Raw genomic sequence first — 23,881 nt, 5'->3', positions numbered from 1 at the left:
GCGCAACATCAACCACAACCTGCTTCGCATCCACTGCACTTCGCTCTAGGATGGCGCACCGCAACAGGGAGGACGCCCCATGCTCGTCGCCAGACTGTTCGCATTCACAAGCTTCATATTCCTTTTGGCCTCGCCCACCTGGGCACAGATGCAGCGCCCCAGCACCTGTATGGCGGTGGCCCAAGCTCTGCCCGATATAGTCTATGTCTCTGCCCCACTTGTCGAAGCAGCAGCGGGCGATACGGTTCGTATTACCTATGCGGGGCACTCGACCTATCTCATCGACACGCCGGCGGGCATACGCATAGCGACCGACTTTTCCGGCGCATATGGTGCATCTCCGACGCCGGACGTTGTCACGATGAACAAGGCCCACACAACGCATTTCACCCGCTCTCCATCTCCCGAGATCGCCCATATTCTCCCTGGCTGGAACGAGGAAGGCGGCGGGATTTCGCATTCGCTGCTGGTGGATGATGTGTATATCCGGAACGTCACGACGGACATTTCCCGCTACGGCGTCTTCGAGGAAGATGCCAATTCGATCTTCATCTTTGAAGTCGCCGGCCTGTGCATCGGCCATCTGGGACACCTGCACCATCGCCTGACGGACACGCATTATGCCGAGATCGGCCGCCTCGACATCGTGATGGTACCGGTAGATGGCGGCATGACACTGGCTCTGGACGGAATGAGTGAGATAACGCGCCGGCTCTCGTCCTCGATCATCCTGCCCATGCACCGGCATCGCACACCCATGTCGGCATTCACCGGCCGCATGGGCGAGGCATTCGATCTGGACTTCCGCGAAAGCAACAGCCTCGAGGTCTCGCTTTCAAGCCTGCCCCGGCGACCGACCATTGTCATCCTCGCCGGGGTTTGAGCGTGAGCTCTAGTGCAGCGTCGACTGGCTTTTCGCATCCCGCTCACGCTTGCGCCGTGCCAGCATGTTGAGCCCTTCCACGAGAGCCGAGAAGCCCATTGCTGCGTAGATATAGCCCTTCGGCACGTGGAAGCCGAAGCCATCGGCAATGAGCGTCATACCGATCATCAGCAGGAAGCCCAGCGCCAGCATCACGACGGTCGGGTTCTTGTCGATGAAGCGCGACAGCGGCTCAGCGGCCAGCAGCATCACGGTCACGGCGGAAATAACGGCGATGAACATGATCGCGATTTCATCGGTCATACCGACGGCGGTGATGATGGAATCGATGGAGAAGACGAGATCGAGCAGCAGGATCTGGAAGATCGCCGCACCCAGTGTCATGTTCACCTTGCCCATCATCGTGTCCTTCTGATCGACAGGGTCCACCGAGTGGTGGATTTCCTTTGTCGCCTTCCAGACAAGGAAGAGACCGCCGGCGATCAGGATCAGGTCACGCCATGAGAAGCCGTGACCGAAGGCTTCGAAAACCGGGTCAGTCAGCTGAACGATGATCGAAATCGTACCTAGAAGCGCAAGGCGCAGGATCAGTGCCGCACCGATGCCGAGGCGGCGGGCATTCTTCTGCTGCTCCTTGGGCAGCTTGTTCGTCAGGATGGAGATGAAGATCAGGTTGTCGATGCCGAGCACGATCTCGAGCACGACGAGCGTAAAGAGCGCCACCCAGGCCTCTGGATTGGAAACGAACTCAAAATGCCCGGCAAGCCATTCCATGATCAGTAGTCCCTCTCGAAAATCCGCTCAACTATGGCGTCAGTTATGTGGTGGCAGATGCTGGCGGTCAACGCCAGAAGGCGGGTATTGTTTCCTCCAGACGCGCGCCGAGACGCAGCGGCGCCACCTTTTCGGCAAGGCCCGTCCGGTCGGAAATCTCCACTGCCAGACCGCAGACAGTCGCTGGCCCGGTCGCAGCCTCGAACCGCCCCTTCGGCACCTTGAACAGAAAACGGTGCAGCGGCTCTTCCTTTTCCATGCCCAGCGACGAGTCATAATCGCCGCACATGCCGGCATCTGTCAGATAGGCGGTGCCGTTGTTCAGGATCTGGTGATCGGCGGTCGGTTGATGCGTATGGGTGCCAACGACCACGCTGGCCCGGCCATCAAGAAAATGCCCCATGCACATTTTCTCCGAGGTCGCCTCGGCATGAAAATCAATGATTGCCGCATCCACCTGATCCCCCAGCGGACAGGCTGACAGGATTTCTTCCGCGCTTGAGAACGGATCGTCCAGTTCGGGATGCATGAAGACGCGGCCCATGATGTTGGCAACCAGCACGCGTGCACCATTCTTCGCCATGAAGACGCCCGAGCCATGGCCCGGCGTCCCCTTTGGGAAATTGGCGGGCCGCAGAAACCGTTCCTCCCGCGGTGCGAAGGTCAGGGCCTCGCGCTGGTCCCAGACATGATTGCCCGTCGTCACCACGTCAGCGCCGGCATTGAGCGTGTTGTTGAAGATTTCCTCGGTGATGCCGAAACCGCCAGCAGCGTTTTCTCCATTCACCACAACGAAATCGAGATTGAAGTCCGAGATCAGGCCTGGCAGCCGCTCGAACACCGCATTGCGGCCGGCACGGCCGACCATATCGCCAAGAAACAGAAATCGCATGGAAGGCTTCTACAGGTCAGGCGCGAAGCGGCGCAAGCCGCTTTCCGTGAGTATTTCGGGAAGGACGACATCATGTGGCTCGTCGGGCACTTCGTCCACCTCTTGGCAGTCAAAGGCAATACCCACAAGCTTCGGCATGTGACCTTGTGCAGCCATGCGTGCCAGCGCCCGGTCGTAGAAGCCACCACCATAGCCAATCCGGTGACCCCGCGCATCGAAGGCGGCAAGCGGTACCAGTATGAGGTCCGGCATCAGCACCTGCGCCTCTACATCCGGCCCCTTGGTGCCGAAACCCATTTCAACGAGCTTTGCACCTCGGATGAGTTCTCGAAAGACGATGGTCTGGCTGTCCAGGATGGCCGGCAATGCCAGACGCGCGCCTTGGGCTCCCAGCGCATGCATCAGCGGTCGCACGTCCATTTCGGAGCGGATGGGCCAGAACCCGGCGGCTACGTCCGGTGGCGTTGAGCATATCTCGGCTGCCCACTCCACGAGCGACATGGCTGCATCAAGGCGATAGTCGACAGCCAGGGCATCGCGGCGCGCCAGAGCATCCAGCCGCAGCTTCTTTTTCAGGTCAGGCTTGGTGAGTGTCGTCATGGAACGACCCTAGACCAGCAGGCGCACAGGATGGAAGCGAGGAAGAGAAGGATGCGATCCACGGCGACCGATGGATTGTCGATCCCGGGAACCTACAAAGTAGGTGGGCGCCGTGTAACCAAGCCCACGGGCAAGGTCAGGGACAGCTCCCTTCAGGATCATTAAGGCCCCGGGGAAATGATATCCTGTCGGGAAGCGCAGATCGCAATGCCAGATATAGTCTGCGCACACCCCTTCCGCCAGTGCCCTCAAGCCTTGCCACGAAGATTTCCGGTCAATAGTTTCCGCGGCAAGTAACAATCCTTCAGGAGATTTCTCTGATGCGGTTCGAAGGCACCGGTTCCTACATCGCTGACAAGGACCTCATGGTCGCGGTCAATGCGGCCATCGCTCTGGAACGCCCGCTTCTCGTCAAGGGCGAGCCCGGCACCGGCAAGACGGAACTGGCCATTCAGGTTGCCGAAGCGCTCGGTCTCGACCTCATCCAGTGGCATGTGAAGTCGACCACCCGCGCGCAGCAGGGTCTCTATGAATATGATGCCGTCTCGCGCCTGCGCGACAGCCAGCTCGGCGACGACCGCTTCAACGACATCAACAACTATATCCGCCGCGGCAAGCTGTGGGAGGCTTTTGCCGCCGAGAAGAAGACGGTTCTTCTGATCGATGAGATCGACAAGGCGGATATCGAGTTTCCCAACGACCTGCTGCAGGAACTCGACAAGATGGAGTTCCATGTCTACGAGACCGGCGAGACGGTGAAGGCAAGACAGCGCCCCATCGTCATCATCACCTCCAACAACGAGAAGGAACTGCCCGACGCCTTTCTGCGCCGCTGCTTCTTTCACTATATCCGCTTCCCCCAGCCCGATACCCTCGCACGCATCGTCGAAGTGCATTATCCCGGGATCAAGCAGCGCCTCGTTTCCGAAGCGCTGAAGCAGTTCTACGAGATCCGCGAAGTGCCGGGCCTCAAGAAGAAGCCGTCCACCTCCGAAGCGCTCGACTGGATCCGCCTGCTGGTGGCCGATGATGTTGCCCCCGAGGATCTGCGCGGAGACGCGAAGAACGCGCTGCCAAAGCTGCATGGCGCGCTCCTGAAGAACGAGCAGGACGTCCACCTCTTCGAACGCCTCGCCTTCATGGCGCGCCGGCAGGGATAGAAGCAAAGGATATCCGCCGCTGGCCCATTCAGCTGGTCCATTGATGCTGCCACGATCCTTCGTTTCAAAAACTGGGGGAACGACATGACCAACATCACCATCCGCCCGATCACCCGCGGTGACGAGGCCGAGTGGCGCCGCATGTGGACGAAATATCTGGAATTCTACAAGACGAGCGTGCCCGAGGAAGTCTATGCAAGCACCTTCGAGCGCCTGTTCTCCGATGGCGAGTTCGAGCCGAACTGCCTGATCGCGGAGTTGGATGGCAAGCCGGTTGGTCTCACCCACTACATCTATCACCGCACCTGCTGGGCCGTGGCCAACAACTGCTATCTGCAGGACCTCTATGCGGACCCGGAAGCCCGCGGCAAGGGCGTGGGCCGCGCGCTGATCGAAACCGTCTACGCCAAGGCGGACGAAGATGGAGCGGCTGCTGTCTACTGGATGACACAGGACTTCAACGAAACCGCCCGCAAGCTTTATGATCGCATCGCGAAACTGACGCCCTTCATCAAATATCAGCGAGGCTAGTTTTAGGATCCTTCGCAGACGATGCGAGCAGGGATTGGGAAGTTTTCAGCGAAGCCAGTCCTGCCACAAACCACAGTTCCGCCATCGGCCATTTGTGCTTGTGCTTCTTTTTTCGTTTCGTCTTCAAGTATTCGCTGTTGAGAAAATCAGGCATTGAGGAGCGACCTTTCACTCCATTGCATTCAACACAACAGGGAATAGTCGGTGAAGCGCTGCTATGGACACGGGGTATGATATGATCTCGAGAAGATTTGTTCAGCGGTATAGGCGAATTTTTGCCAGCGCGTCGGCGCATCGCAATGCCACAATAGGCACACCAGTTCCTGCGGTCGTCTTGCCACCACGACCCAATCAGCTTTTCTGCAGAGCGCAGTACGATATGCAACTCATCTGTGTTCATAATGCATCCTGTAATTGAAACAGGTAAAAAACATCTCCAACTGGACAGGTTCAATTTTATCTAATGTTCATCCCCTTCTTCCTTCAGCTGAAAGCCGCGCGCGTTCCTGTTTCGCTTCGGGAATATCTGACGCTGCTTGAGGGGATGGACGCGGATCTGGTCACCTACGACATCGAAGCCTTCTACTATCTGGCGCGCACGACGCTGGTGAAGGATGAGCGGCACATCGACCGCTTCGACCAGGTGTTTGCCCATTGCTTCAAGGGCGTTGAAGCAGTGTCGGGCGAGAGCGCCGTCGATCCGCGGGAACTGCCCGAGGAATGGCTGCGTCGCCTTGCCGAAAAGCACCTGACAGAGGAAGAAAAGAAGCTGGTTGAAAGCCTCGGCGGTTTCGACAAGCTGATGGAAACGCTGAAAAAGCGTCTGGAAGAACAACAGGGCCGGCACCAGGGCGGCAACAAGTGGATCGGCACCGGCGGTACCTCGCCCTTCGGCGCCTATGGCTACAACCCCGAAGGTGTACGCATCGGGCAACACGAGTCGCGCCATCGGCGCGCGGTGAAGGTGTGGGACAAGCGCGAATTTCGCAATTTCGACGACTCCATCGAGATCGGCACGCGTAACATAAAGGTCGCCCTCAAACGCCTGCGCCGCTGGGTGCGCGAAGGGGCGCAAGAAGAATTCGATCTGCCCGAGACCATCCGCTCGACCGCCGAGCACGGCTATCTCGACGTCAAGACACGGCCGGAGCGGCGCAACGCAGTCAAGCTCCTGATGTTCTTTGATGTCGGTGGATCGATGGATGATCACATTCGCATAGTCGAGGAACTGTTTTCAGCCGTGCGAAGCGAATTTCGACACATGGAATATTTCTACTTCCACAACTGCCTCTATGAAGGCGTGTGGAAGGACAATGCACGCCGCCATGCAGACGTGATCCCGACCTTCGACGTGCTTCACAAATATGGCTCCGACTACAAGGTGATCTTTGTGGGGGACGCATCCATGTCGCCCTACGAGATCGCCTATCCCGGCGGTGCCGTTGAGCACTGGAACGCGGAAGCTGGCGCGGTGTGGCTGCAGCGGGCTCTCGAGCATTGGCCCAATGCGGTTTGGCTTAACCCGGTGCGTGAACAGCATTGGAGCTATACGCATTCCATCCAGATGATCCGGGAGATATTCTCCGACCGGATGTATCCACTCACCCTTCAGGGGCTTGAACAGGCCACGCGGGAACTTTCCCGCGCGCACTGAGCTACGCGTCAGGCAATACCGCGGCGCCCAACCTTTGCGTGATGCGTCGGCTTGAGTGACGGATCGCGACCGTCTGCTGCCATCACGCCCGCACCTCCGAATATGATTTGCAGGAACTCGACCAGCCACTGCTTGAGATGCCTATCCCAGATCATCCGCCCTCCTAGATGATCGCGACCGGGCTGCGCGCCGGGCATCACGAAACGATGAGCGCCACGCACCACCCAGCGCTGCATCATCACCCTTGTCAGCTCGGCATGAAACTGCACGCCCCAGGCGTTCTCACCATAGCGGAAGGCCTGATTGGGATAATGATCGGCAGTCGCCAGTAGAGTGGCATCCTTCGGCAGCGAGAACCCTTCGCGGTGAAACTGATAGACCATTTCGGGCCAATGCATGAGCTTGCGCCCTGCCTCGGTGGCACGCAGCGGGTACCAGCCGATCTCGACAAGACCGTCATCATGGCTCTTCACCTGCCCTCCCAGATGCTTCACCAGCATTTGCGCACCAAGGCAGATGCCCAGAAACGGCTTGTTCTCCTTGAGTGGAACCTCCAGCCAGTCGGTTTCACGCTTCACGAACTCATCGCGGTCATTGGCGCTCATGGGACCGCCGAATACGACAGCACCGGCATGCTCTTCCAGAGTCTCTGGCAAGCGGTCGCCAAGCGGGGGCCGCCTGATATCCAGCGTGAAGCCGGAGGCTTCCAGAAGCTGCCCGACCCGACCCGCACTTGAAAGCTCCTGATGCAGTACGACCAGGATCTTGTTGCTCATTCCCCAACGCCCATTCTTCGCGGTTTTAGTTCTTCGAGGCGCTTTCCTGCACCTTCTGTCGCATGATCACCCTCGTGCGGGAATCCACGCCGATCAGCTCGGCCACCCGCCACACGAGATTATCCTCAAGCTCATGAACTTCACCATCGGCAAGGACGATTTCCCACATGAGTCTGATGAATTCCGAGCGAGCCTCTTCACCCAGATGGCGCTTCAGAACGCTGGTGAAACCATAAAGATCAACCGAATCCTTTTCGGCCTCATCGGCAGCCTTTATCAGGTCTGCCAGTTCATCTCCGCTCAGGCTGTAGGCGCGCGCGAGCGTTTCGCGCAGCCGCGCCTGCTCCTCGGGAGTATTGACCCCGTCGGCTTCCATCACATGGATCAGGATCGCAGCCGCTGCCACGCGCGGGTCTTCGGCATCAAGCCGTGTACCGTTGCCCTCATCGCCGGGCAGTTCTTTCAGAAATTGCAGTATGCGCTCGAACATGAGGCCTCGAATTGTTGCTGCGTCCGTTTCGCTATCCTAATGCGAAATGGACGCAGCAATATGTAGTTCCCCGGCAACAGTGTCAGAAGAGTCTGAACCCTTGCTGCGGCTTCGCATCATCTTCCGGGTCAACACCCGGATCATCGGGAATGGGCGGGCGCTTCACCTTGTCTTCTTCGGCGAGCCGCTTGCGATGGGCAGTTGCCGGTGCTGACGTGTCCGCCACTGGTTTTGGCTGCGCCTCAGCCGCATCCGCAACCACTGCATCCGGCTTGCTCTCTTTCACGGGCGCAGCCGTGGCGGCCTGGAGTTTCGGCTCCGCCTTTGGCGTCTCCTGAACCTCATCTGCCTTGACCGCGTCGCCCTTGTCCGACGAGGCATCCGGTTCATTTGGCTTTGCCTTGCCGGCAACAGGCGGCTTCACCTCGGTCAGGCCTTCCTCTACTACGATCTCCGCATCTTCGGATCTGCCTGCGGATGAGGCTCCTGCGGGGGGTGCACTGATTGCAGGCAGTGGCTCCAAGGCATCATCGGCATCGAGTACCGGCGCGAGCCGCTCCACCGGAACGCGCCATTCATAGGCATCGAACCGACCAGACGGAGAGACGGGCGCCCAACGCTCCGAAACCTGGCCATCGGCAATCCATGCCGGATCGCGCGGCGCACGCAGCGCCTTCTGGAGCCAATGGCGCACACGTCCCTGCTCGCCGGTCTCAGCCTCTTCGATATCGGCCAGGATCAGGAAGGCGCTCTCGCGCGGTGCAATGCGTATCGCAGCTTCCGCTGCCTTGCGCGCTTCTGCATATTCGCTCGCATCAAGAGCGGCACGCGCCACGGCAAGTTCGGACTCCACATTGTTCGGCTTCAAGCCACGCAGTTTCCTGGCACGATCCAGACGGTCATGGGTGGAATCGCCCGGGCGTGCGTGCAGATAGGCTTCGGCCAGCTCCGGATGCGGCTCCTTCTTCCAGGTCGATTCCAGTACCTTCGCAGCCTTGCGCAGTTCGTTGTTGCGGAACAGCGCCTTCGCGGCCGTCACGGCTGCCGGCACGAATTCCGGCTGCAGCTTGTGTGCCTCAAGCGCGGCACTGCGCGCAGTTGCGGGATCGCTGTCCAGCACTTCCATGGCTTTCGCGGTCAGGAGAACCGCGCGACGGCGCTTGATGGCGTCCTTGTCCTGGTGCTTGGCGCTCTTCTGTGCATCCACAAGCGAAAGCGCGCTGTCCCACTCTCCTTCACGGGCCCGGGTAGCCAGTGCTGCATTGGCTGCCCAGCCAAGCTGGGGCGCCTGTTTGGCTGCTTCACCGGCATAGTGCTCGGCAGCTTCGCGCTCCCCAAGCCGCTCGGCCTCGAGATAAAGCCCACGCAAGCCAAGAAGCCGTGTCTCGGGATCTTCCGCCATCGCGGCAAACTTCTTGCGCGCCGTCTCGTGATCGCCTTCCAGCATCGCAGCCTGCGCATCCAGAAGATGGATGAGAGGTTCCTGATCCGACGAGATCAGCTTCGATGCCTGTGTACCCATCCGTCGCGCGACGCCACCATCACCGGCTCCCGCTGCAATAAGCCCGGTCGAAAGCGCCTGGTATCCCCGATCCCGGCGCCGCACCCGAAAATGGCGCGCCACGGTTTTCGGGCTGTACCAGATGCTCTTGAGCAGCCACCAGGTGATCATCACAGCAGCAACCACGCCCACAAGCAGGACTGCTGCCACCATCAGCGTGACTTCGTAGCGATAGCCCCCGAAGGTGACCACCAGATCACCCGGGCGTTCCGCCAACCAGGCGAAGCCCAGGCCAAGGGCGAAAATCAGGAGGAAGTAGAACAGGATTCTGAACATCAGCAGCCCCTCAAGCCGGCTTCAGCGCGCTTGAGAGCGCATCTTCGAGAATTTCATCTGCCGCCTGGCGCGCCCGCAGCTTTTCGGCAAAGGCGGACGCCCTTTCCTGGGCTTCCGGCGGCAGGCTTTCATACTCGGCCAGCGCCTTCTCGTAATTGCCCGCCAGTACGGCAGCTTCCATTCGCGCAGCAATGGCCGAGAGGGTCTCACCCTCGACCTCACCCACTGGGCGGACGCTGACAACCGACTTCGCCGAAGACATCAAACGGTCGACGATACCGGCGTCAGGGGGCGCCGCATTCTCAAGTGCGGCAAGACGCGTGGCCACCAGCGGGGCGGCTTCGGCCAGCTCCTCACGGGTGGGAATGCCCTGCTCGGCATAGGGCTGCAGCTGTTCCAGCCCCGGAGCATCCGGCGCAATTGCGGTGAATGTTTCCAGTTCGCTTGCAAAGGACGTGCCGCGCTCCACCGCCGACTTCAGCGCTGAGGCAGCAACGACCAGCGCAAGCTTCGGACCTTCATCCTCTGCTTCCACCTGCTGGGCCAGTTCGTCCAGCCGCCCTGCGACACTCTGCAGCTGCTCGCTGTTGCCTGAAGCAGCCTGCTGTGCGGCATTTGCAGCCTCACGCAATGCAGCCAGGTCCTGCTGAAGTGCTTCGACCTCATCGGCGGAAACAGCATTCTCCGGCAGCGCGGAAACACGCTCCTGCAGGGCACTCAGCGCCTGCTGGATGGCCGGGTCGGCCTCTCCCGCACCACTTTCGGCCGATGAGGATGCTGCCGCCTCAAGCTCCTGAACCCGTGCCTGAAGCGCTTCCAGACTGGCATTCTCGCCAGCTTCACCGGAAGAAACCGCCTCCTGCAGATTGGCAACCGCCTGCTCCACGGCCTCGACGCGGCCATTGAGGGCCTCTACCTCTTCCCCCGCAACGCCTTCGCTCGCGCCAGCGGAAGCCTCTGCAGCCTCAGCGGTCTGCGCGCGGAGCTGTTCGACTTCAGAAGAAAGGGCCGACAATTGCTCACGCAGCGCTTCCACCTCGGAATTGGAAGCCTGTTCCTGCGCGGCATTGTCACTGGAAGGAACCGGCAGGTAGCCGGAAAACTGCGCACCGGCGCCCAGTGCCAATGCAATCACGCCACCCGCGACGCCTGCCAGAAGGCTTCGCCCGGTGCCGCCTTTCCTGGCGGGTTCCGATGTTGCAGCAGTCTTGTTCGACGTTGCTCCAGCCGATGCACCCGTAGTCGTGGAACCTGCAGCTGCGCCCGTAGCTGCAGCACTCTTCACAGGCTCGTCCTTCTTAGCGGAAGGTGCAGAAGCCGCTTTCGCGTCACTATCCTTCTTGGCGCTGGCCGCATCCGATTTGACCGAAGGCTTCGTATCCGCGCCCTGGTTTCCGGGGGTCTTGGCTCCCGCAGCCGAAACTTCCGGCTTCGCCGGCTCGTCGCTCTTGGCAGATGAAGTCGGCTTGGCTGCTGCAGGCTCTGAGCTATCCTTCGGTTTCGCGGCAGGGTTGTCAGCGGACTTTACCTTGTCTGCCTCAAGATCAATCGTCACCGGCTCGCGGCTGGTTTTCGAATGGCGGGTCCTGGGGGTTTTGACCATAGGGCAGCTCCGCTGGAGTATTCAAACCGGGCGCTTGTGCAGCGCATTACATGCTACCTACCACACCACCGGGATGAAGGAAGGGGCATGGGCTCTATTTAGCGCAACAAAGCTAACTGCTTCATCATGCCGACTTCATCCGGTTGACTGGCGATAATGACATTCTCGGGCGCAACACCCATCAGTCGCTCTGCCACGCGCGCGGAGATGCAGACAAACCTTGTTTTGTCCAACGGGAGCGGCGGCTTGCGGTTCCCTGCATCATGCAGGAACAACTCGGCTGCATAGGATGAATACAGCAGCACGACATCCACACCTTCCCAGTCCGCGTGATGCGCCTGAAGCGCGCGCGTATCGTAAGTTTCGAGCATGAGCGGCAAACGACCCGCTTCATGCAGAGACTGCTCCAACACGCCGCGCCTTACACGACCGCACAGGATTGCGATTGTTTCACCGGCTTGGCTCTTGCCGATCACCTGTGCGGCAAGCTGCCGCGCGTCCCCTGCATCGCACGCAACAACCTGAAGTCCGCCAGCCTTGGCAACCTCACCGGTCTTTTCCCCCACCGCGAAAGCAGGCAGCATCGTCAGTTTCCGCAGCAACGCCCGCGGGGCGTGCCGCACCGCGTTGGGGCTGGAAATGGCCACAAGCGAGGCCGCCTCCAGTTCTGGTGGATATGCCGGCTCATTCGGCAATGTCTGCGTGAGAGGAGACACCACCGGCGTCAGCCCCAGGGCGCGCACCCGCTCCGCCGTCTCATCGGCACCCGGTTGCGGACGCGTGATGAGAACCCGCAAGATCACACCCAGTCGGTGAAGAAGCCAGGACCTGCGCTGTCCCGTATCCGAGCCCCGGCATCACGGCCAATTGCAATCGCATCGCTCGCCGCGCCATCCCCTGTGACTTCGTGCACTTCACGCCCATCAGGTGTCAGGATCATTCCGTAAAAGTTCAATCGACCATCATCCAGCTTTGCCTCTCCGGCAATCGGCGTCCGGCATGAACCGTCCAGAGTGGCAAGGAAAGCGCGCTCGCAGGCGAGCTTGGTGCCGGTCGGCTCGTGGTGGATGGGCCCGAGCATGGCCTTTATTCGCTCGTCGCCAATTCGGCTTTCGATACAGATCGCACCCTGACCCAGCGCCGGCGGAAATTCCTGCGCATCCATGATCTCTGTCGCGACATGCTCCATCTGCAGCCGCTTGAGGCCGGAAAGCGCCAGAAGCGTGCCTTCAGCAACACCGTTTTCCAGCTTGCGAAGCCGCGTTTGCACATTGCCGCGGAACATGCCGACTTCAAGGTCGGGCCGCATGCGCAGAACAAGCGCCTGCCTGCGCAGGGACGAAGTGCCGAGCTTGGCGCCTTTCGGCAAATCCCGAATGCGCTTCACGCTGCGGCCGATAAAGACATCCCGCACATCCTCCCGCTCCAGAAAGGCGGAAATCTCCAGCCCGTCCGGCAAAACCGTCGGCATGTCTTTGGAGGAATGAACCGCCAGATCGATGCGCCCATCGAACAGCGCTTCCTCGATCTCCTTGGTGAAAAGCCCCTTTCCACCAGCTTCGGAGAGCGGGCGATCCTGAATGCGGTCGCCGGAAGTGCGGATGACGACGATCTCGAATGCCTCTTCGGGCAGATCATGCGCAGCCATCAGCCGCGCCCGCGTCTCTGCCGCCTGCGCGAGTGCCAACTGGCTGCCGCGCGTTCCGATTCTCACCACATCAGTTTGCATGCCGTCACGTCCGTGCTAACCGGCTCTTCTCAATCAAGCCAACGCCCCTTCCCTAAAGGTCAAAGGCGCATTCGGCAACAAAGGTGAACAGGGACGACATGACGCGGGTGCTGGGCATCGAGACGAGTTGTGACGAGACGGCGGCAAGCGTCGTCACCCGCGACGCGTCCGGCAAGCCTCAGATCATCTCCAATATCGTGCTGAGCCAGATCGAGGAACATGTCGCCTTTGGCGGCGTCGTGCCGGAGATTGCAGCCCGCGCCCATGTCACGGCACTCGACGGCGTCATCAGGGCGGCACTCGATGAAGCAGGGATGAAGCCAGCAGATGTGGATGCAGTTGCGGCCACGGCCGGGCCGGGGCTGATCGGCGGACTGATCGTGGGGCTGACAACGGCGAAGGCGTTCGCCGCAGCCCTTGGAAAACCCCTGATTCCGATCAACCACCTGGAAGGTCATGCGCTGACACCGCGTCTGACCGATAAGGTTGCCTTCCCCTATCTCCTGCTCCTCGTATCCGGCGGCCACAGCCAGATCGTGGAAGTGCGTGGCGTCGGCGACTATCGGCGCTGGGCCACTACAATCGACGATGCGCTCGGCGAGGCTTTCGACAAGACCGCCAAGCTGTTGAGCCTGCCATATCCCGGCGGTCCGAATGTGGAGAAGGCGGCCAAGACTGGCGATCCCAAACGTTTCTCATTCCCACGCCCGTTGAAGGGTGAAGCCCGGCCTGACTTTTCCTTCTCCGGCCTCAAGACAGCGGTACGGCGCACGGCGACGGAGCTTGCTCCGCTCTCACCGCAGGATGTGAGCCACATCTGCGCATCCTTCCAGGCTGCCGTTACGGAGAGCCTGACCGACCGCGTCGCCCGTAGCCTGACGCGTTTTCGCGAGGAACACTCGGGGGTTACAACACCTACGCTTGTTGTGGCCGGCGGCGTTGCCGCAAACCTCACCATCCGGGCGGCTTTGGACGCTACCGCGCAAGAAGCTGGATTTCAGCTTGTGGCCCCGCCATTGCAGCTGTGCGGCGACAATGCCGCCATGATCGCCTGGGCCGGGCTTGAACGACTGGAAGCGGGTCTGGCAGAAGAAGCACCGATGAATTTCCGGCCACGCCCACGCTGGCCTCTGGACGAGACTTCCACACCCGTCTTCGGCGCGGGAAAACGCGGAGCCAAGGCATGAAGATTGCTGTTCTGGGAGCTGGTGCATGGGGCACGGCCCTTGCTCTGAATGCCCTGCGGGCCGGCCACAAGCCCCATCTGTGGGCCAGAGACCCGGGCCTTGCCGACCAGATCATGAGCGGCTCCAACAACCGTTATCTGCCAGACATCGCCCTGGATGAAGGCCTGACGGCTTCTGCGGAAATGGAAGCGGCTTTGGCGCAGGCAGAACTCGTTCTCGCCGTAACGCCTGCACAGACCTTGCGGACGGTTCTGTCAAACGCCAAGCAGCATCTAAGCCTCGACATTCCGATTGTTCTTTGCGCCAAGGGCATTGAGCGCGACAGCGGCAAGCTCATGTCGCAGCTTGCCCGCGAGGTTCTGCCCTACAACCCGATTGGCGCCTTGTCCGGGCCCAGTTTCGCAACGGATGTAGCGAAGGGATTGCCGACAGCCGTTACCGTCGCAGCAGTGGAAGAACCCCTTGCCCGCGATCTTGCGCATAAGCTTTCGGGCCCGCATTTGCGCTGCTACGCCACCGACGACCTGACAGGCGTTGAACTTGGCGGCGCGCTCAAGAACGTGCTGGCCATTGCGGCGGGCGCGACGGAAGGCGCAGGCCTTGGCGCCAGCGCGGTTGCCGCGATCATAACGCGCGGCTTCGTCGAGCTGCGCCGCATCGCCCGCAGCTTCGGCGCGCGAGAGGAAACGCTGATGGGGCTCTCCGGGCTCGGAGACCTGATCCTTACCTGCTCCTCCGCCCAATCGCGCAATTTCGCCTTTGGGCTGGCGCTCGGACGCGGGGAAGATCTGACGGGGCGTCCCCTGGCTGAAGGTGCCCATACGGCCGGCATCGCCGCAAGCATCGTCACCAGGAAGGGTTTTGACGCGCCAATTATCGAAAGCGTCAGCGATTTGATCGAAGGACGCGTGACAGTGCAAAACGCCATGAAGGCGCTGCTCTCGCGTCCATTGAAGAACGAAGCCGGTTGAACGAAGGGACCTAGACCGATGATTTTCGCCATTACCTGCAAGGACAAGCCGGGCCATCTGCAGACCCGCATGGACACGCGGCCGGAGCATGTCGCCTTTCTCAACGACCTCAATGACAAGGGCACCCTCAAATTCGCCGGCCCCTTCCTTGATGAAGAAGGCAAGCCCTGCGGCAGCCTTGTAGCCATCGAGGCCGCGGACAAGGCAGAGGCGAAAGCCATCGCCGACAGCGACCCCTACGCAAAGGCCGGTCTCTTCGAGAGCGTGGAAATTCGCCCCTGGAACTGGGTCTTCAACAATCCGGAGCAGGCGTAAATGGCCTATTGGCTTTTCAAGTCCGAACCCAACACCTGGGGTTGGGAGGATCAGAAGCGCAAGGGCGACGCTGGCGAGGAATGGAACGGCGTGCGCAACTACCAGGCGCGCAACAATATGCGGGAAATGAAGCTCGGCGATCTGGGCTTCTTCTACCATTCGGTGAAGGAAACCCGCATAGTCGGCATCGTGGAGGTCTGCAAGGAGGTCCACCCCGATTCCACCACGGAGGATCCGCGCTGGGAATGCGTGGACATCAAGGCCGTGCAGGACATGCCTGAACCCGTCACGCTGGCGCAGATCAAGGAAAATCCGGTCCTCGCCGACATGATCCTCGTCAACAATTCCCGCCTCTCGGTCCAGCCGGTGCGCGAGGAAGAATGGTTCGAGATCTGCCGCATGGGCGGCCTGAAGCAGGATTGACAAGATGCGGCGGCTGACGCCGGAAGAAGCCGAACATTTCATCCGTGAAAACACGGCTCTTCTGGCGCCGCCGCACGTCCCCGAAATACGCCTTCACCTTGCCGACGAAGCCCATGATCTGTGGCAGCGCACGGAAGAAGAGCTTGAGGAAATAGGCCTGCCGCCACCCTTCTGGGCCTTTGCCTGGGCGGGCGGTCAGGGGCTGGCGCGCCACGTTCTCGACTACCCTCAAATCGTGCGCGGCAGAAGGGTTCTGGATTTCGCAACCGGCTCCGGTCTCGTCGCCATTGCCGCCTGCAAGTCGGGCGCGGCCAGCGTGAATGCTGCCGACACCGACCCTTTCACCCTCTGCGCCTGCCGCCTGAACGCCGCGGCCAATGGCGTGTCGTTCACGACCACCACGGATGATCTGATCGGTACCATGCCCGATGCCGAAGTCGTTCTCGCCGGCGACGTCTTCTATGACCGCGAGATGTCGATAGCAGTGACGAAATGGTTCTCGATACTTGCGGAAGCCGGCAAGACCGTTCTCGTGGGCGACCCCGGCCGCAGCTATTTGCCGAAAGACAGGCTTGAGCGCCTTGGCGAATATCAGGTGCCGGTCACACGCGCCTTGGAAGACGCGGAGATCAAGCATACCACCGTCTGGCGCTTTGCCTGAAATCCGCCCTTGCGATATCCTGAGCCTCTATTTGAGCACGGGAGATTTTATCCATGGATTTCGGCGGAATGAACTTCATCGCCATCGTGGTCGCAGCTGCGGCAGCCTTTCTCTTTGGCGGTGCCTATTATGGTGCTGTCTCCAAACGCTGGCTGAAAGCCGCTCGCATAGACCCCGGTGAAGCCAGGATGACGCCCGTCCATTTCATCACCTCCATCGTGGGAGAGCTGATCATGGCATGGGTTCTGGCAGGACTGATCGGTCATCTGGGCACCGGCCAGGTCACCCTCATGAACGGCATCGTTTCAGGGCTGTTCGTCTGGGCGGGCTTCATGATGACGACCATGGCCATCAACCACCGCTATCAGGACTATGGCTGGGACCTGACCGTCATCGACGGCGTGCACTGGCTGGGCGTGGCCGTGATCATGGGCGCGATCATCGGCTGGTTCGGCGTGTAGATTAGCCAGAGGCGGCTTGAACGCCGCCTCATCTCCCTCAGCCTTCTTTCTGCTCTTCCAGCGAATGGCGCATGATGAGCGGCATCTGGCTCATGGTGAAGATCACCGTGATTGGCATGATGCCCCATACCTTGAACGCCACCCATGTGTTGGTGGAGAAATTGCGCCAGACGATCTCGTTGACTACCGCCAGGAACAGGAAGAACAGCCCCCAGCGCATGGTAAGCTTGCGCCAGCCTTCCGCATCCAGCTTGAACGCTGAATCGAAGACATAGCCAAGCAGCGATTTCCCGAAATAAAGCCCGCCGAGAAGGATCACGCCGAAAAGCGTGTTCACGATGGTCGGCTTCATCTTGATGAAGGTGTCGTTCTGCAAAAACAGTGTTAGCGCGCCGAAGACGAAGACCACTATCCCTGAAATCAGCGGCATCATCGGCAGCGTCCGCGTCAGTAGCCAAGAGGCGGCAAGCGCAATCGCGGTAGCCGCCATGAAAAGCCCGGTCGCGATGAAGATCGGGCCTCCGAGCTCACCCAGAGCAGGAAAGCGCTCGGCCAGCCATTCGCCCCGCGAATTGGCAAAGAAGAAAACGACCAGCGGACCAAGCTCAAGCACAAGCTTCAGGAGCGGATTGACCTCCTTGCGCTTCGGGTCGGACGGATCGCGTTCGATGATGCGGGTCAATGGGTGTGCTCCTTGTTAGAAGTAGGCGCTGCACCCCCCTCTGGCCTGCCGGCCATCTCCCCCTCAAGGGGGGAGATCAGTCGCGGCCTTGCCGTGCTTCCTTGGACGGGCATGCAAAACGTCGATGACAGCCGATCTCCCCCCTTGAGGGGGAGATGCCTGGCAAGGCAGAGGGGGGTGTCGGAGCGCACCATCATCAAATCACCCGATTCCCGCAATCGCCTTGGCGAAGTCTTCCGCCGAGAATGGCTCGAGATCCTCAACGCCTTCGCCCACGCCGATGAAATAGACTGGCAGCTTGTGCTTGGCGGCGATGGACACAAGGATACCGCCGCGTGCGGTGCCGTCGAGCTTGGTCATCACAAGCCCGTTCACCCCTGCCACATTGCGGAAGATCTCGACCTGGTTGAGCGCGTTTTGACCGGTGGTGGCATCGACGGTCTGCAGCACCGTGTGCGGCGCTTCCGGGTCGTGTTTGCCAAGCACGCGCACGACCTTTTCAAGCTCGGCCATGAGCTCGGTCTTGTTCTGCAGACGGCCTGCCGTGTCGATGATGAGCACATCGGATCCGTTCCGCTTTGCCTCGTCGAAAGCATCATAGGCGAGACCGGCAGCATCCGCGCCAAGCTTGCTCGCAACGACCGGCGAATTGGTACGATCGCCCCAGATTTTGAGCTGCTCTATGGCCGCCGCACGGAATGTGTCACCGGCTGCCAGGGTTACCTTCAACCCGCCAGCAGTCAGCTTGGCCGCCAGCTTGCCAATCGTGGTGGTTTTGCCGGTGCCGTTCACGCCGACCACGAGGATCACATGCGGCTTGTGCGACAGGTCGAGCTCAAGCGGTTTTGCAACCGGCGCCAGCACCTTCTCGATTTCTTCGGCCATGATAGCCTGAACTTCCTCGCCGGAGACATTCTTGCCATAACGGCCCGCTGAAAGCGCATCGGTGACGCGCATGGCCGTCTCCAGCCCGAGATCGGCCTTCAGGAGCACGTCTTCGAGATCCTGCAGCGTGTCTTCATCCAGCTTGCGCTTGGTGAAGATGCCCGAGATGCTTTCGCGCAGCTCCCGCGAGGAGCGCGACAGGCCTTCGCGCAGGCGCTGGAACCAGGGCTTGCGCACTTCCGGTTCCGGCTCGACCGGCACGGGCGCCAACCGGCGCTCAACGGCAGCGCCGACAATCACGCCCGTGCCATCGCCGCGAGGGCTTTCCTCTTCCGCCTGCTCTCCGACCGACTCGGTCGGCTCTTCTACGGGAATGGAAGCGGCTTCCTCGGCTGCCTGCTCAATCTCCTCGAGCGCCTCTGCTTCGATGGAACCATCCGCTTCAGATTCTGGCTCGAGTTGCTCGACGGGTGCGTTTTCCTCAACCGGCACGATCTCTGGAGCGGGCACGGCGGGCGCTTCTTCAGCAACCTGACCCACGTCGACAGGCTCTTTCGCTACCGGCTCTTCATCAGCCACCGGCGCTTGCGTGTCTTCAGGTTCGATGCGCTCCGGCTCGGCCTGCCCGTCCTCGACGGGAGCAACCGCCTCAACGGCCGCTTCCCGCTCCTGCGTTTCAGGCTTTTCTTCCTCTTCCGGCTTGTCCTTGCCGAAAGTGAAGACCTTCTTGATGAATCCGAATGCCATGCGTGCCTATGCTGCCTCGGCCAGGGGACGTGCGACCAGCTTGTCGCCGTCATGGCCGGTTATGGTTGCCTCGACGATCTCGCCGGGATTGCCTTTGTCGATAGCCGCGAGCGTGAAGCCTTCCGTGCGCCCGAGCCCCGGCTTTTCGACAAGAATACGCTGCTGCGTGCCATCCAGCGAGGCGAGATGCGCTCGGTAAGCCGCGTCGCCAACCGTCCTCAGCCGTGCGGCACGCTCCTTCACCAGACCGCGCTGAAGCTGCGGCATGCGCGCGGCCGGTGTGCCTTCGCGCGGCGAGAATGGAAAGATATGCAGATGCGACAAGCCGCATTCGTCGATGATCTTCACCGAGTTCTCGAACATCGCTTCCGTCTCTGTCGGGAAGCCCGCAATAATGTCTGCGCCGAAAACCGCGTCCGGACGCAGCCGCCGCACTTCCTCGCAAAAGGCAATGGTATCGGCGCGCAAATGACGGCGCTTCATGCGCTTCAGGATCATGTCGTCGCCATGCTGCAGCGACAGATGCAGATGCGGCATCAGCCGTTCTTCCTCCGCCAGCGCGCGCATCAGATGCTCGTCCGCCTCGATGGAGTCGATGGAAGAAAGACGCAGCCGCTTCAACTCCGGAACCTGTGAAAGGATCGTTCTCACGAGCTTGCCCAGACGCGGAGCGCCGGGAAGATCAGCGCCGAAGCTCGTGAGATCGACACCCGTCAGAACCACCTCGGCATAGCCGTTGCAGACCAGCCTGCGCACCTGATCCACCACAGCACCCATCGGCACGGAGCGTGAATTGCCGCGGCCATAGGGGATGATGCAGAAGGTGCAGCGATGGTCACAACCGTTCTGCACCTGCACGAATGCGCGGGCGCGACCCTCGATCGCATCGACCATGTGGGAAGCAGTCTCCTGCACCTCCATGATGTCGTTGACGCGCACCTTCTCGAACTGGTTCACGCCGAATTCCGGCAGCGCGCGATAGCTGGAGCTTTTCAGCTTTTCTTCATTGCCAAGAACGAGATCGACCTCGTCCATCTCGCCGAATGTGCCCGGCTCGGTCTGCGCGGCACAGCCGGTGACGATGATGCGTGCTTCCGGGTTCTCGCGCCGTGCCTTGCGGATCGCCTGCCGCGCCTGACGCACGGCTTCGGCAGTCACCGCGCAGGTATTGACCACGACTGCACCGCCGTCGAGTTCACCAAGCCCTGCCTCACCGGCTTCACGCTTGATGACCTCGGACTCATAGGCATTGAGCCGGCAGCCGAATGTCAGAACATCGACACCCATCAGGCCACACTCTCCTCGTCGCGTTCCCAGACACCGGTCTGTGGATCGAAGCGACCCGAAAATTCCCATTCGGCAGGACCGGTCATGATGACGTGATCGTCTTCGCGCCAGAGAATATGCAGCGGGCCACCGGGAACATTGACAGTAACCGATCGCCCTGTGCGCCCGGTGCGCGCTGCACTCACTGCACCAGCACATGCAGCCGATCCACAGGCACGCGTCAAACCAGCACCGCGCTCCCAGGTGCGCAGGTCAAGTTCGCCGCGGGAGAGAACGCGTGCAATGGAGATATTTGCCTTTTCCGGAAAGATCGGATGGCTTTCGAGCAGCGGCCCAAAGCGCTCCAGGTCATAATCCCAGACATCTCCCTCCACCCAGAAGATCGCATGGGGATTTCCCATCGAAGCGACCGAAGGCGAATGAAGAACGGGCGCATCTATGGGCCCCACCTGCAACTCGATCATGCGCGTATCGCGAAACTCTTCCGCCAGCGGGATCTCGTTCCAAACAAAGCGGGGCTTGCCCATATCGACCGAAATGAGCCCGTCATCATGCTCCTCGGCATTGAGAATGCCCGCGACCGTCTCGAAAGTGAAAACCTTCTCACCTGTTTCCGCAGCCAGGGCCTGCACAACGCAACGGGTGCCGTTGCCGCAGGCCTGCGCCATGCTGCCGTCGGAATTCAGGATCTCGATATAATTGTGCGTCCCATGGGTCCTGGGATCATGGATAGCCATGATCTGGTCGAAACGGGTCGCCGCATCCGCATTCAATGTACGAGCGGCATCGGGCGATACGCGGTCGGCACGACCGCGCATATCGGCAACGATGATGTCGTTGCCGAGCCCGTTCATCTTCGCAAATTGCGCCAGATCCGCCATGAGTTCCGTTCCGATGGGAATATCGGCCCTATATGGCGGATGATGGCGGCAATTACCAGATGGTTGCGCCTCAGGCGATGGCGACGATGCCAAGTACTGCCAGCAGGAAAAGAACCAGAACGATACCGATCAGTATCTTCACGCCTGTCATGGCGGCGCCGGCAACGCTGTTCATGCCCAGAAGACCGGCGACAGCAGCAATAATGAGAAGAATGAGAATCCACTTGATCATTGAAAGTCCCCTCTGCAGGTGTTGAACCTGCCCTCTCAATGCGTTGGCCGCGGGGCTTGTTCCCTGCACGATCATTGCCAACACAAAATTCTGCCATAATTCAGGCGTCCGGAAACCGGTTCTTAACCAGGAGCATATGTGTTAATCCTACACTTGTGCCATGGTACCGGCACGCTCCAGGGAATGATCATGGCATCGACGGAGAAGGGAATGCGAAACTCAAAAACCGGCTTGATCGCCGTGTCCTTGATGGCGCTTGCGCTTGCTGGCTGTCAGTCGGGAAGGCTCAATCCGATTCAGAGCTCGGCACCCGCCAACCCGCAGCCGCTCAACGCTGCGCCTGCGGGTCAGGTAACGACCAATCGCTTGCCGCCGCCGGCAAATCCGAGCCAGTTCCCACAGGCTCCAGCCAGCAATGACCAGACGCAGATGGCTGCAGTCGATCCGACCGACGGCACTGATCTGACACCCGGTGCCAGCGCTTCGGCCAATGCCGCGGACATCTCCAAGAACAGTCTCGTCGGCTCGTGGAGTGTGGCTTCCGGCGGTGCAAGCTGCCAGATGTTCCTGACGCTGACGAAATACGGAAACGCCTCGCGCGGCGGCACGCGCGGCTGCTCCGGCGACCTGCAGAACATGCGCGGCTGGGACGTCGCAGGCAAGCAGCTCGTCCTTTATGACGACAGTGGCAACACGATCGGTCGCCTCTATTCAAGCGGTGCCGAACGCCTCGACGGCCAGACCAGCGGCGGCAGCGCCGTCTCGTTGTCGCGCTGATTGATTGAAGGAGCCGGCGGTCCGACTACCCCGGCTCCGATATCCACCCTCTTCCAGAACCGATCCAGCGGCAAAACCGGATGTCCCTGCGCGAAGGCCCAACATCGCATCCAACGGTCATGCAGCGCTATGACCATCTGGTGGATTCGGGTCAGGTCAAGCGCGATGACGAACAGATACGGCTTGTCCGCGAACTGGATGCGCTGGCAGAGCGCATCGAGAAGCAGCGCCTCTCCCGCAAATCCAGCGCCCTTGGCTGGCTGTTCGCCCGCAAGCGCGAGAAGGAGACGGTTACCGGTCTTTACATTCACGGCGGCGTCGGTCGCGGCAAGACGATGCTCATGGACATCTTCTATGAGCTTTTGCCGGTGCGGAAGAAACGCCGCGCGCACTTCAACGACTTCATGGCCGATGTACACGACCGCATCGGTCGGCATCGCGACGCGCTGAAGAACGGCGACACGAAGGAAAGCGATCCGATTCCGCCTGTTGCCCGCGAACTGGCCGCCGAATCCTGGATCCTGTGTTTCGACGAGTTCACCGTCACCGACATTGCTGATGCCATGATCCTCTCTCGGCTGTTCTCCGCCCTGTTTGCCCAGGGCGTGGTGCTGGTGGCAACCTCGAATGTCGACCCGGTCAACCTCTATAAGGACGGCCTCAATCGCGGTCTTTTCCTGCCCTTCATCGATCTGCTTGCCCGGCACGTGAAGGTGCTGGAGGTGCAGTCCGAAACGGACTACCGGCTGGAAAAGCTCAACAAGCTGCCGGTGTATCTCTCACCGGATGACCAGCGGGCCCAGGCCACAATGGACGAGGCGTGGGATACGATTGCTGAAGGCCGCGTTGCCGCACCCGCACAGATCGAGGTAAAGGGCCGCAAGGTCGAGATCCCCCTTGCCGCAGGTGACGCTGCCCGGTTTGACTTCGACGACCTGTGCCGCCGTCCGCTAGGCGCACGCGATTATTTGGCCATTGCGCGCCGCTTCTCCACGATCTTCATCGATCACGTTCCGGTTCTGGGCCTGGCGCAACGCAACGAAGCCAAGCGCTTCATCCTTCTGATCGACACGCTTTACGATTGTCACATACGTGTGTTCATCTCTGCCGAAGCCGAGCCGACCGCGCTTTACACCGCTAATCGCGGCACGGAGCAGTTCGAGTTCGAGCGCACCGCTTCCCGCCTGATCGAGATGCAGAGTCACGATTGGCAGCAGCGGCACGAGCGGAAAACACTGGCGAAAGCCGAATAATTCTTACGTTTACGTAAGTCAAAAAGAGTCTAAACGATTGAAAAGGCTGGGCCAGAAATAACCGGTTGAATATTTCGCCCTATCGGACTATGCCAACGCTGTTTTGCGGCTGGTCCTCAACAGCGCAAAATCGATCCTGGCCGGGTCCCGAAAACGTGACCGCGGCGCGTCAACAAAGGGGGACTTTCAT

The 23,881-nt window shown here is 60.5% G+C and carries 26 protein-coding genes, 1 other RNA gene and 1 pseudogene; 12 read left to right on the top strand and 16 right to left on the bottom strand.

The annotated features are described in order from the left end of the window. Nucleotides 1-79: 79 nt before the first annotated feature. Nucleotides 80-883 (top strand): MBL fold metallo-hydrolase, encoded by an 804-nt coding sequence (locus EL18_RS14965; protein ID WP_036485977.1) that lies wholly within the window; start codon nt 80-82, stop codon nt 881-883. Nucleotides 884-892: 9 nt separating this feature from the next. Here EL18_RS14965 and EL18_RS14960 read toward each other — a convergent pair whose 3' ends face one another. The 4 genes from EL18_RS14960 to ssrS form a co-directional block, all read right to left on the bottom strand. Beyond that, complete coding sequence (locus tag EL18_RS14960; RefSeq protein ID WP_036485975.1) at nt 893-1,657, bottom strand: TerC family protein; 765 nt, start codon at nt 1,655-1,657, stop codon at nt 893-895. 67 nt (nt 1,658-1,724) lie between these two features. Beyond that, nucleotides 1,725-2,549: a TIGR00282 family metallophosphoesterase gene (locus tag EL18_RS14955; protein ID WP_036485966.1), complete on the bottom strand. Its 825-nt coding sequence runs from the start codon at nt 2,547-2,549 to the stop codon at nt 1,725-1,727. A 9-nt stretch (nt 2,550-2,558) separates the two neighbouring features. Next, nucleotides 2,559-3,149, bottom strand: coding sequence for a 5-formyltetrahydrofolate cyclo-ligase (locus tag EL18_RS14950; RefSeq protein ID WP_036485964.1), 591 nt, complete (start codon nt 3,147-3,149; stop codon nt 2,559-2,561). 51 nt (nt 3,150-3,200) lie between these two features. Next, nucleotides 3,201-3,356, bottom strand: a non-coding RNA gene (ssrS, locus tag EL18_RS17660) — 6S RNA. 113 nt (nt 3,357-3,469) lie between these two features. Here ssrS and EL18_RS14945 point away from each other — a divergent pair. Together EL18_RS14945 and EL18_RS14940 are read left to right on the top strand one after the other, a co-directional pair. After that, complete coding sequence (locus EL18_RS14945; RefSeq protein ID WP_036485962.1) at nt 3,470-4,309, top strand: AAA family ATPase; 840 nt, start codon at nt 3,470-3,472, stop codon at nt 4,307-4,309. A gap of 84 nt (nt 4,310-4,393) precedes the next feature. Then, nucleotides 4,394-4,840, top strand: a complete 447-nt coding sequence (locus tag EL18_RS14940) for a GNAT family N-acetyltransferase (protein WP_036485960.1) — start codon at nt 4,394-4,396, stop codon at nt 4,838-4,840. On the opposite strand, the gene EL18_RS17865 is transcribed toward EL18_RS14940, so the two are convergent. Continuing rightward, entirely contained in the window at nt 4,821-5,240 is a 420-nt protein-coding gene (locus EL18_RS17865; protein ID WP_152553069.1) for a hypothetical protein, read from the bottom strand. The genes EL18_RS14940 and EL18_RS17865 overlap by 20 nt on opposite strands. Before the next feature lie 63 nt (nt 5,241-5,303). On the opposite strand from EL18_RS17865, the gene EL18_RS14935 reads away from it, so the two are divergent. Beyond that, on the top strand, nt 5,304-6,494 hold the full coding sequence (locus EL18_RS14935) for a vWA domain-containing protein (protein WP_036485957.1): 1,191 nt from the start codon (nt 5,304-5,306) through the stop codon (nt 6,492-6,494). 8 nt (nt 6,495-6,502) lie between these two features. Here the strand turns inward: EL18_RS14935 and EL18_RS14930 are convergent, their stop codons facing one another. The 6 genes from EL18_RS14930 to hemC all read right to left on the bottom strand — a co-directional run bounded on the left by EL18_RS14930 (nt 6,503) and on the right by hemC (nt 12,929). Beyond that, a complete protein-coding gene (locus tag EL18_RS14930) occupies nt 6,503-7,270 on the bottom strand; it encodes a glutamine amidotransferase (protein ID WP_036485956.1) in 768 nt (255 codons plus the stop codon). Nucleotides 7,271-7,295: 25 nt separating this feature from the next. Next, nucleotides 7,296-7,760 (bottom strand): tellurite resistance TerB family protein, encoded by a 465-nt coding sequence (locus tag EL18_RS14925; RefSeq protein ID WP_036485954.1) that lies wholly within the window; start codon nt 7,758-7,760, stop codon nt 7,296-7,298. Between the two features lie 82 nt (nt 7,761-7,842). After that, nucleotides 7,843-9,597, bottom strand: coding sequence for a heme biosynthesis HemY N-terminal domain-containing protein (locus EL18_RS14920; RefSeq protein ID WP_036485952.1), 1,755 nt, complete (start codon nt 9,595-9,597; stop codon nt 7,843-7,845). A gap of 10 nt (nt 9,598-9,607) precedes the next feature. Then, nucleotides 9,608-11,200 (bottom strand): COG4223 family protein, encoded by a 1,593-nt coding sequence (locus tag EL18_RS14915; RefSeq protein ID WP_036485950.1) that lies wholly within the window; start codon nt 11,198-11,200, stop codon nt 9,608-9,610. 98 nt (nt 11,201-11,298) lie between these two features. Next, nucleotides 11,299-11,997 carry a uroporphyrinogen-III synthase gene (locus tag EL18_RS14910; RefSeq protein WP_161782006.1) on the bottom strand — a complete coding sequence of 233 codons (699 nt, stop codon included), beginning with the start codon at nt 11,995-11,997 and terminating at the stop codon, nt 11,299-11,301. Nucleotides 11,998-11,999: 2 nt separating this feature from the next. After that, nucleotides 12,000-12,929, bottom strand: a complete 930-nt coding sequence (gene hemC / locus EL18_RS14905) for a hydroxymethylbilane synthase (protein WP_036485948.1) — start codon at nt 12,927-12,929, stop codon at nt 12,000-12,002. A gap of 98 nt (nt 12,930-13,027) precedes the next feature. Here hemC and tsaD point away from each other — a divergent pair, with 98 nt between their 5' ends. The 6 genes from tsaD to EL18_RS14875 are packed head-to-tail and all read left to right on the top strand — an operon-like array spanning nt 13,028 to nt 16,947. Further along, nucleotides 13,028-14,116, top strand: a complete 1,089-nt coding sequence (gene tsaD / locus EL18_RS14900; RefSeq protein ID WP_036485946.1) for a tRNA (adenosine(37)-N6)-threonylcarbamoyltransferase complex transferase subunit TsaD — start codon at nt 13,028-13,030, stop codon at nt 14,114-14,116. Beyond that, the gene (locus tag EL18_RS14895; RefSeq protein ID WP_036485944.1) at nt 14,113-15,087 is read left to right on the top strand and encodes an NAD(P)H-dependent glycerol-3-phosphate dehydrogenase; all 975 of its coding nucleotides are present in this window, start codon (nt 14,113-14,115) and stop codon (nt 15,085-15,087) included. Before tsaD ends, EL18_RS14895 begins: the two co-directional genes overlap by 4 nt. Nucleotides 15,088-15,105: 18 nt before the next feature. After that, nucleotides 15,106-15,402 carry a YciI-like protein gene (locus EL18_RS14890; RefSeq protein WP_036485942.1) on the top strand — a complete coding sequence of 99 codons (297 nt, stop codon included), beginning with the start codon at nt 15,106-15,108 and terminating at the stop codon, nt 15,400-15,402. Beyond that, a complete protein-coding gene (locus tag EL18_RS14885; protein WP_036485940.1) occupies nt 15,403-15,825 on the top strand; it encodes an EVE domain-containing protein in 423 nt (140 codons plus the stop codon). It begins immediately after the preceding gene. 4 nt (nt 15,826-15,829) lie between these two features. After that, nucleotides 15,830-16,486 (top strand): class I SAM-dependent methyltransferase, encoded by a 657-nt coding sequence (locus EL18_RS14880; protein WP_036485937.1) that lies wholly within the window; start codon nt 15,830-15,832, stop codon nt 16,484-16,486. 53 nt (nt 16,487-16,539) lie between these two features. Next, nucleotides 16,540-16,947, top strand: coding sequence for a DUF1761 domain-containing protein (locus EL18_RS14875; protein ID WP_036485935.1), 408 nt, complete (start codon nt 16,540-16,542; stop codon nt 16,945-16,947). A gap of 37 nt (nt 16,948-16,984) precedes the next feature. On the opposite strand, the gene EL18_RS14870 is transcribed toward EL18_RS14875, so the two are convergent. The 5 genes and pseudogenes from EL18_RS14870 to EL18_RS17650 all read right to left on the bottom strand — a co-directional run bounded on the left by EL18_RS14870 (nt 16,985) and on the right by EL18_RS17650 (nt 21,661). Continuing rightward, nucleotides 16,985-17,629, bottom strand: a complete 645-nt coding sequence (locus tag EL18_RS14870; RefSeq protein WP_036485933.1) for a septation protein A — start codon at nt 17,627-17,629, stop codon at nt 16,985-16,987. A gap of 201 nt (nt 17,630-17,830) precedes the next feature. Then, nucleotides 17,831-18,808: pseudogene (gene ftsY / locus EL18_RS14865) on the bottom strand (signal recognition particle-docking protein FtsY); the annotation flags it as partial. Nucleotides 18,809-19,267: 459 nt separating this feature from the next. Then, nucleotides 19,268-20,548: a tRNA (N(6)-L-threonylcarbamoyladenosine(37)-C(2))-methylthiotransferase MtaB gene (gene mtaB, locus EL18_RS14860; RefSeq protein ID WP_036485929.1), complete on the bottom strand. Its 1,281-nt coding sequence runs from the start codon at nt 20,546-20,548 to the stop codon at nt 19,268-19,270. Next, the gene (dapF, locus tag EL18_RS14855; protein WP_036485927.1) at nt 20,548-21,429 is read right to left on the bottom strand and encodes a diaminopimelate epimerase; all 882 of its coding nucleotides are present in this window, start codon (nt 21,427-21,429) and stop codon (nt 20,548-20,550) included. Before dapF ends, mtaB begins: the two co-directional genes overlap by 1 nt. A 70-nt stretch (nt 21,430-21,499) precedes the next feature. After that, nucleotides 21,500-21,661 (bottom strand): DUF1328 family protein, encoded by a 162-nt coding sequence (locus tag EL18_RS17650; RefSeq protein ID WP_036485924.1) that lies wholly within the window; start codon nt 21,659-21,661, stop codon nt 21,500-21,502. A gap of 210 nt (nt 21,662-21,871) precedes the next feature. Here EL18_RS17650 and EL18_RS14845 point away from each other — a divergent pair, with 210 nt between their 5' ends. Both EL18_RS14845 and zapE read left to right on the top strand, forming a co-directional pair. Then, entirely contained in the window at nt 21,872-22,438 is a 567-nt protein-coding gene (locus EL18_RS14845) for a protease inhibitor Inh/omp19 family protein (RefSeq protein WP_036486469.1), read from the top strand. 80 nt (nt 22,439-22,518) lie between these two features. Then, on the top strand, nt 22,519-23,691 hold the full coding sequence (zapE, locus tag EL18_RS14840; RefSeq protein ID WP_036485923.1) for a cell division protein ZapE: 1,173 nt from the start codon (nt 22,519-22,521) through the stop codon (nt 23,689-23,691). Nucleotides 23,692-23,881: the final 190 nt, after the last annotated feature.

It is taken from the genome of Nitratireductor basaltis (assembly GCF_000733725.1).
Lineage (GTDB): Bacteria > Pseudomonadota > Alphaproteobacteria > Rhizobiales > Rhizobiaceae > Chelativorans > Chelativorans basaltis.
This window is presented reverse-complemented; position numbering and strand designations above follow the sequence as displayed.

Bases quoted from the DNA above. Each gene is read 5' to 3' on its own strand.
- EL18_RS14845 (WP_036486469.1), top strand. From the start codon at position 21,872: ATGCGAAACTCAAAAACCGGCTTGATCGCCGTGTCCTTGATGGCGCTT.
- EL18_RS14960 (WP_036485975.1), bottom strand. From the start codon at position 1,657: ATGGAATGGCTTGCCGGGCATTTTGAGTTCGTTTCCAATCCAGAGGCC.
- EL18_RS14895 (WP_036485944.1), top strand. From the start codon at position 14,113: ATGAAGATTGCTGTTCTGGGAGCTGGTGCATGGGGCACGGCCCTTGCT.
- EL18_RS14940 (WP_036485960.1), top strand. From the start codon at position 4,394: ATGACCAACATCACCATCCGCCCGATCACCCGCGGTGACGAGGCCGAG.
- EL18_RS14880 (WP_036485937.1), top strand. From the start codon at position 15,830: ATGCGGCGGCTGACGCCGGAAGAAGCCGAACATTTCATCCGTGAAAAC.
- EL18_RS14945 (WP_036485962.1), top strand. From the start codon at position 3,470: ATGCGGTTCGAAGGCACCGGTTCCTACATCGCTGACAAGGACCTCATG.
- EL18_RS14965 (WP_036485977.1), top strand. From the start codon at position 80: ATGCTCGTCGCCAGACTGTTCGCATTCACAAGCTTCATATTCCTTTTG.
- zapE (WP_036485923.1), top strand. From the start codon at position 22,519: ATGTCCCTGCGCGAAGGCCCAACATCGCATCCAACGGTCATGCAGCGC.
- EL18_RS14890 (WP_036485942.1), top strand. From the start codon at position 15,106: ATGATTTTCGCCATTACCTGCAAGGACAAGCCGGGCCATCTGCAGACC.
- EL18_RS14920 (WP_036485952.1), bottom strand. From the start codon at position 9,597: ATGTTCAGAATCCTGTTCTACTTCCTCCTGATTTTCGCCCTTGGCCTG.
- EL18_RS14950 (WP_036485964.1), bottom strand. From the start codon at position 3,149: ATGACGACACTCACCAAGCCTGACCTGAAAAAGAAGCTGCGGCTGGAT.
- EL18_RS14935 (WP_036485957.1), top strand. From the start codon at position 5,304: ATGTTCATCCCCTTCTTCCTTCAGCTGAAAGCCGCGCGCGTTCCTGTT.
- hemC (WP_036485948.1), bottom strand. From the start codon at position 12,929: ATGCAAACTGATGTGGTGAGAATCGGAACGCGCGGCAGCCAGTTGGCA.
- EL18_RS14930 (WP_036485956.1), bottom strand. From the start codon at position 7,270: ATGAGCAACAAGATCCTGGTCGTACTGCATCAGGAGCTTTCAAGTGCG.
- EL18_RS14955 (WP_036485966.1), bottom strand. From the start codon at position 2,549: ATGCGATTTCTGTTTCTTGGCGATATGGTCGGCCGTGCCGGCCGCAAT.
- EL18_RS14875 (WP_036485935.1), top strand. From the start codon at position 16,540: ATGGATTTCGGCGGAATGAACTTCATCGCCATCGTGGTCGCAGCTGCG.
- mtaB (WP_036485929.1), bottom strand. From the start codon at position 20,548: ATGGGTGTCGATGTTCTGACATTCGGCTGCCGGCTCAATGCCTATGAG.
- EL18_RS14915 (WP_036485950.1), bottom strand. From the start codon at position 11,200: ATGGTCAAAACCCCCAGGACCCGCCATTCGAAAACCAGCCGCGAGCCG.
- EL18_RS14885 (WP_036485940.1), top strand. From the start codon at position 15,403: ATGGCCTATTGGCTTTTCAAGTCCGAACCCAACACCTGGGGTTGGGAG.
- EL18_RS17650 (WP_036485924.1), bottom strand. From the start codon at position 21,661: ATGATCAAGTGGATTCTCATTCTTCTCATTATTGCTGCTGTCGCCGGT.
- tsaD (WP_036485946.1), top strand. From the start codon at position 13,028: ATGACGCGGGTGCTGGGCATCGAGACGAGTTGTGACGAGACGGCGGCA.
- EL18_RS17865 (WP_152553069.1), bottom strand. From the start codon at position 5,240: ATGAACACAGATGAGTTGCATATCGTACTGCGCTCTGCAGAAAAGCTG.
- EL18_RS14925 (WP_036485954.1), bottom strand. From the start codon at position 7,760: ATGTTCGAGCGCATACTGCAATTTCTGAAAGAACTGCCCGGCGATGAG.
- dapF (WP_036485927.1), bottom strand. From the start codon at position 21,429: ATGGCGGATCTGGCGCAATTTGCGAAGATGAACGGGCTCGGCAACGAC.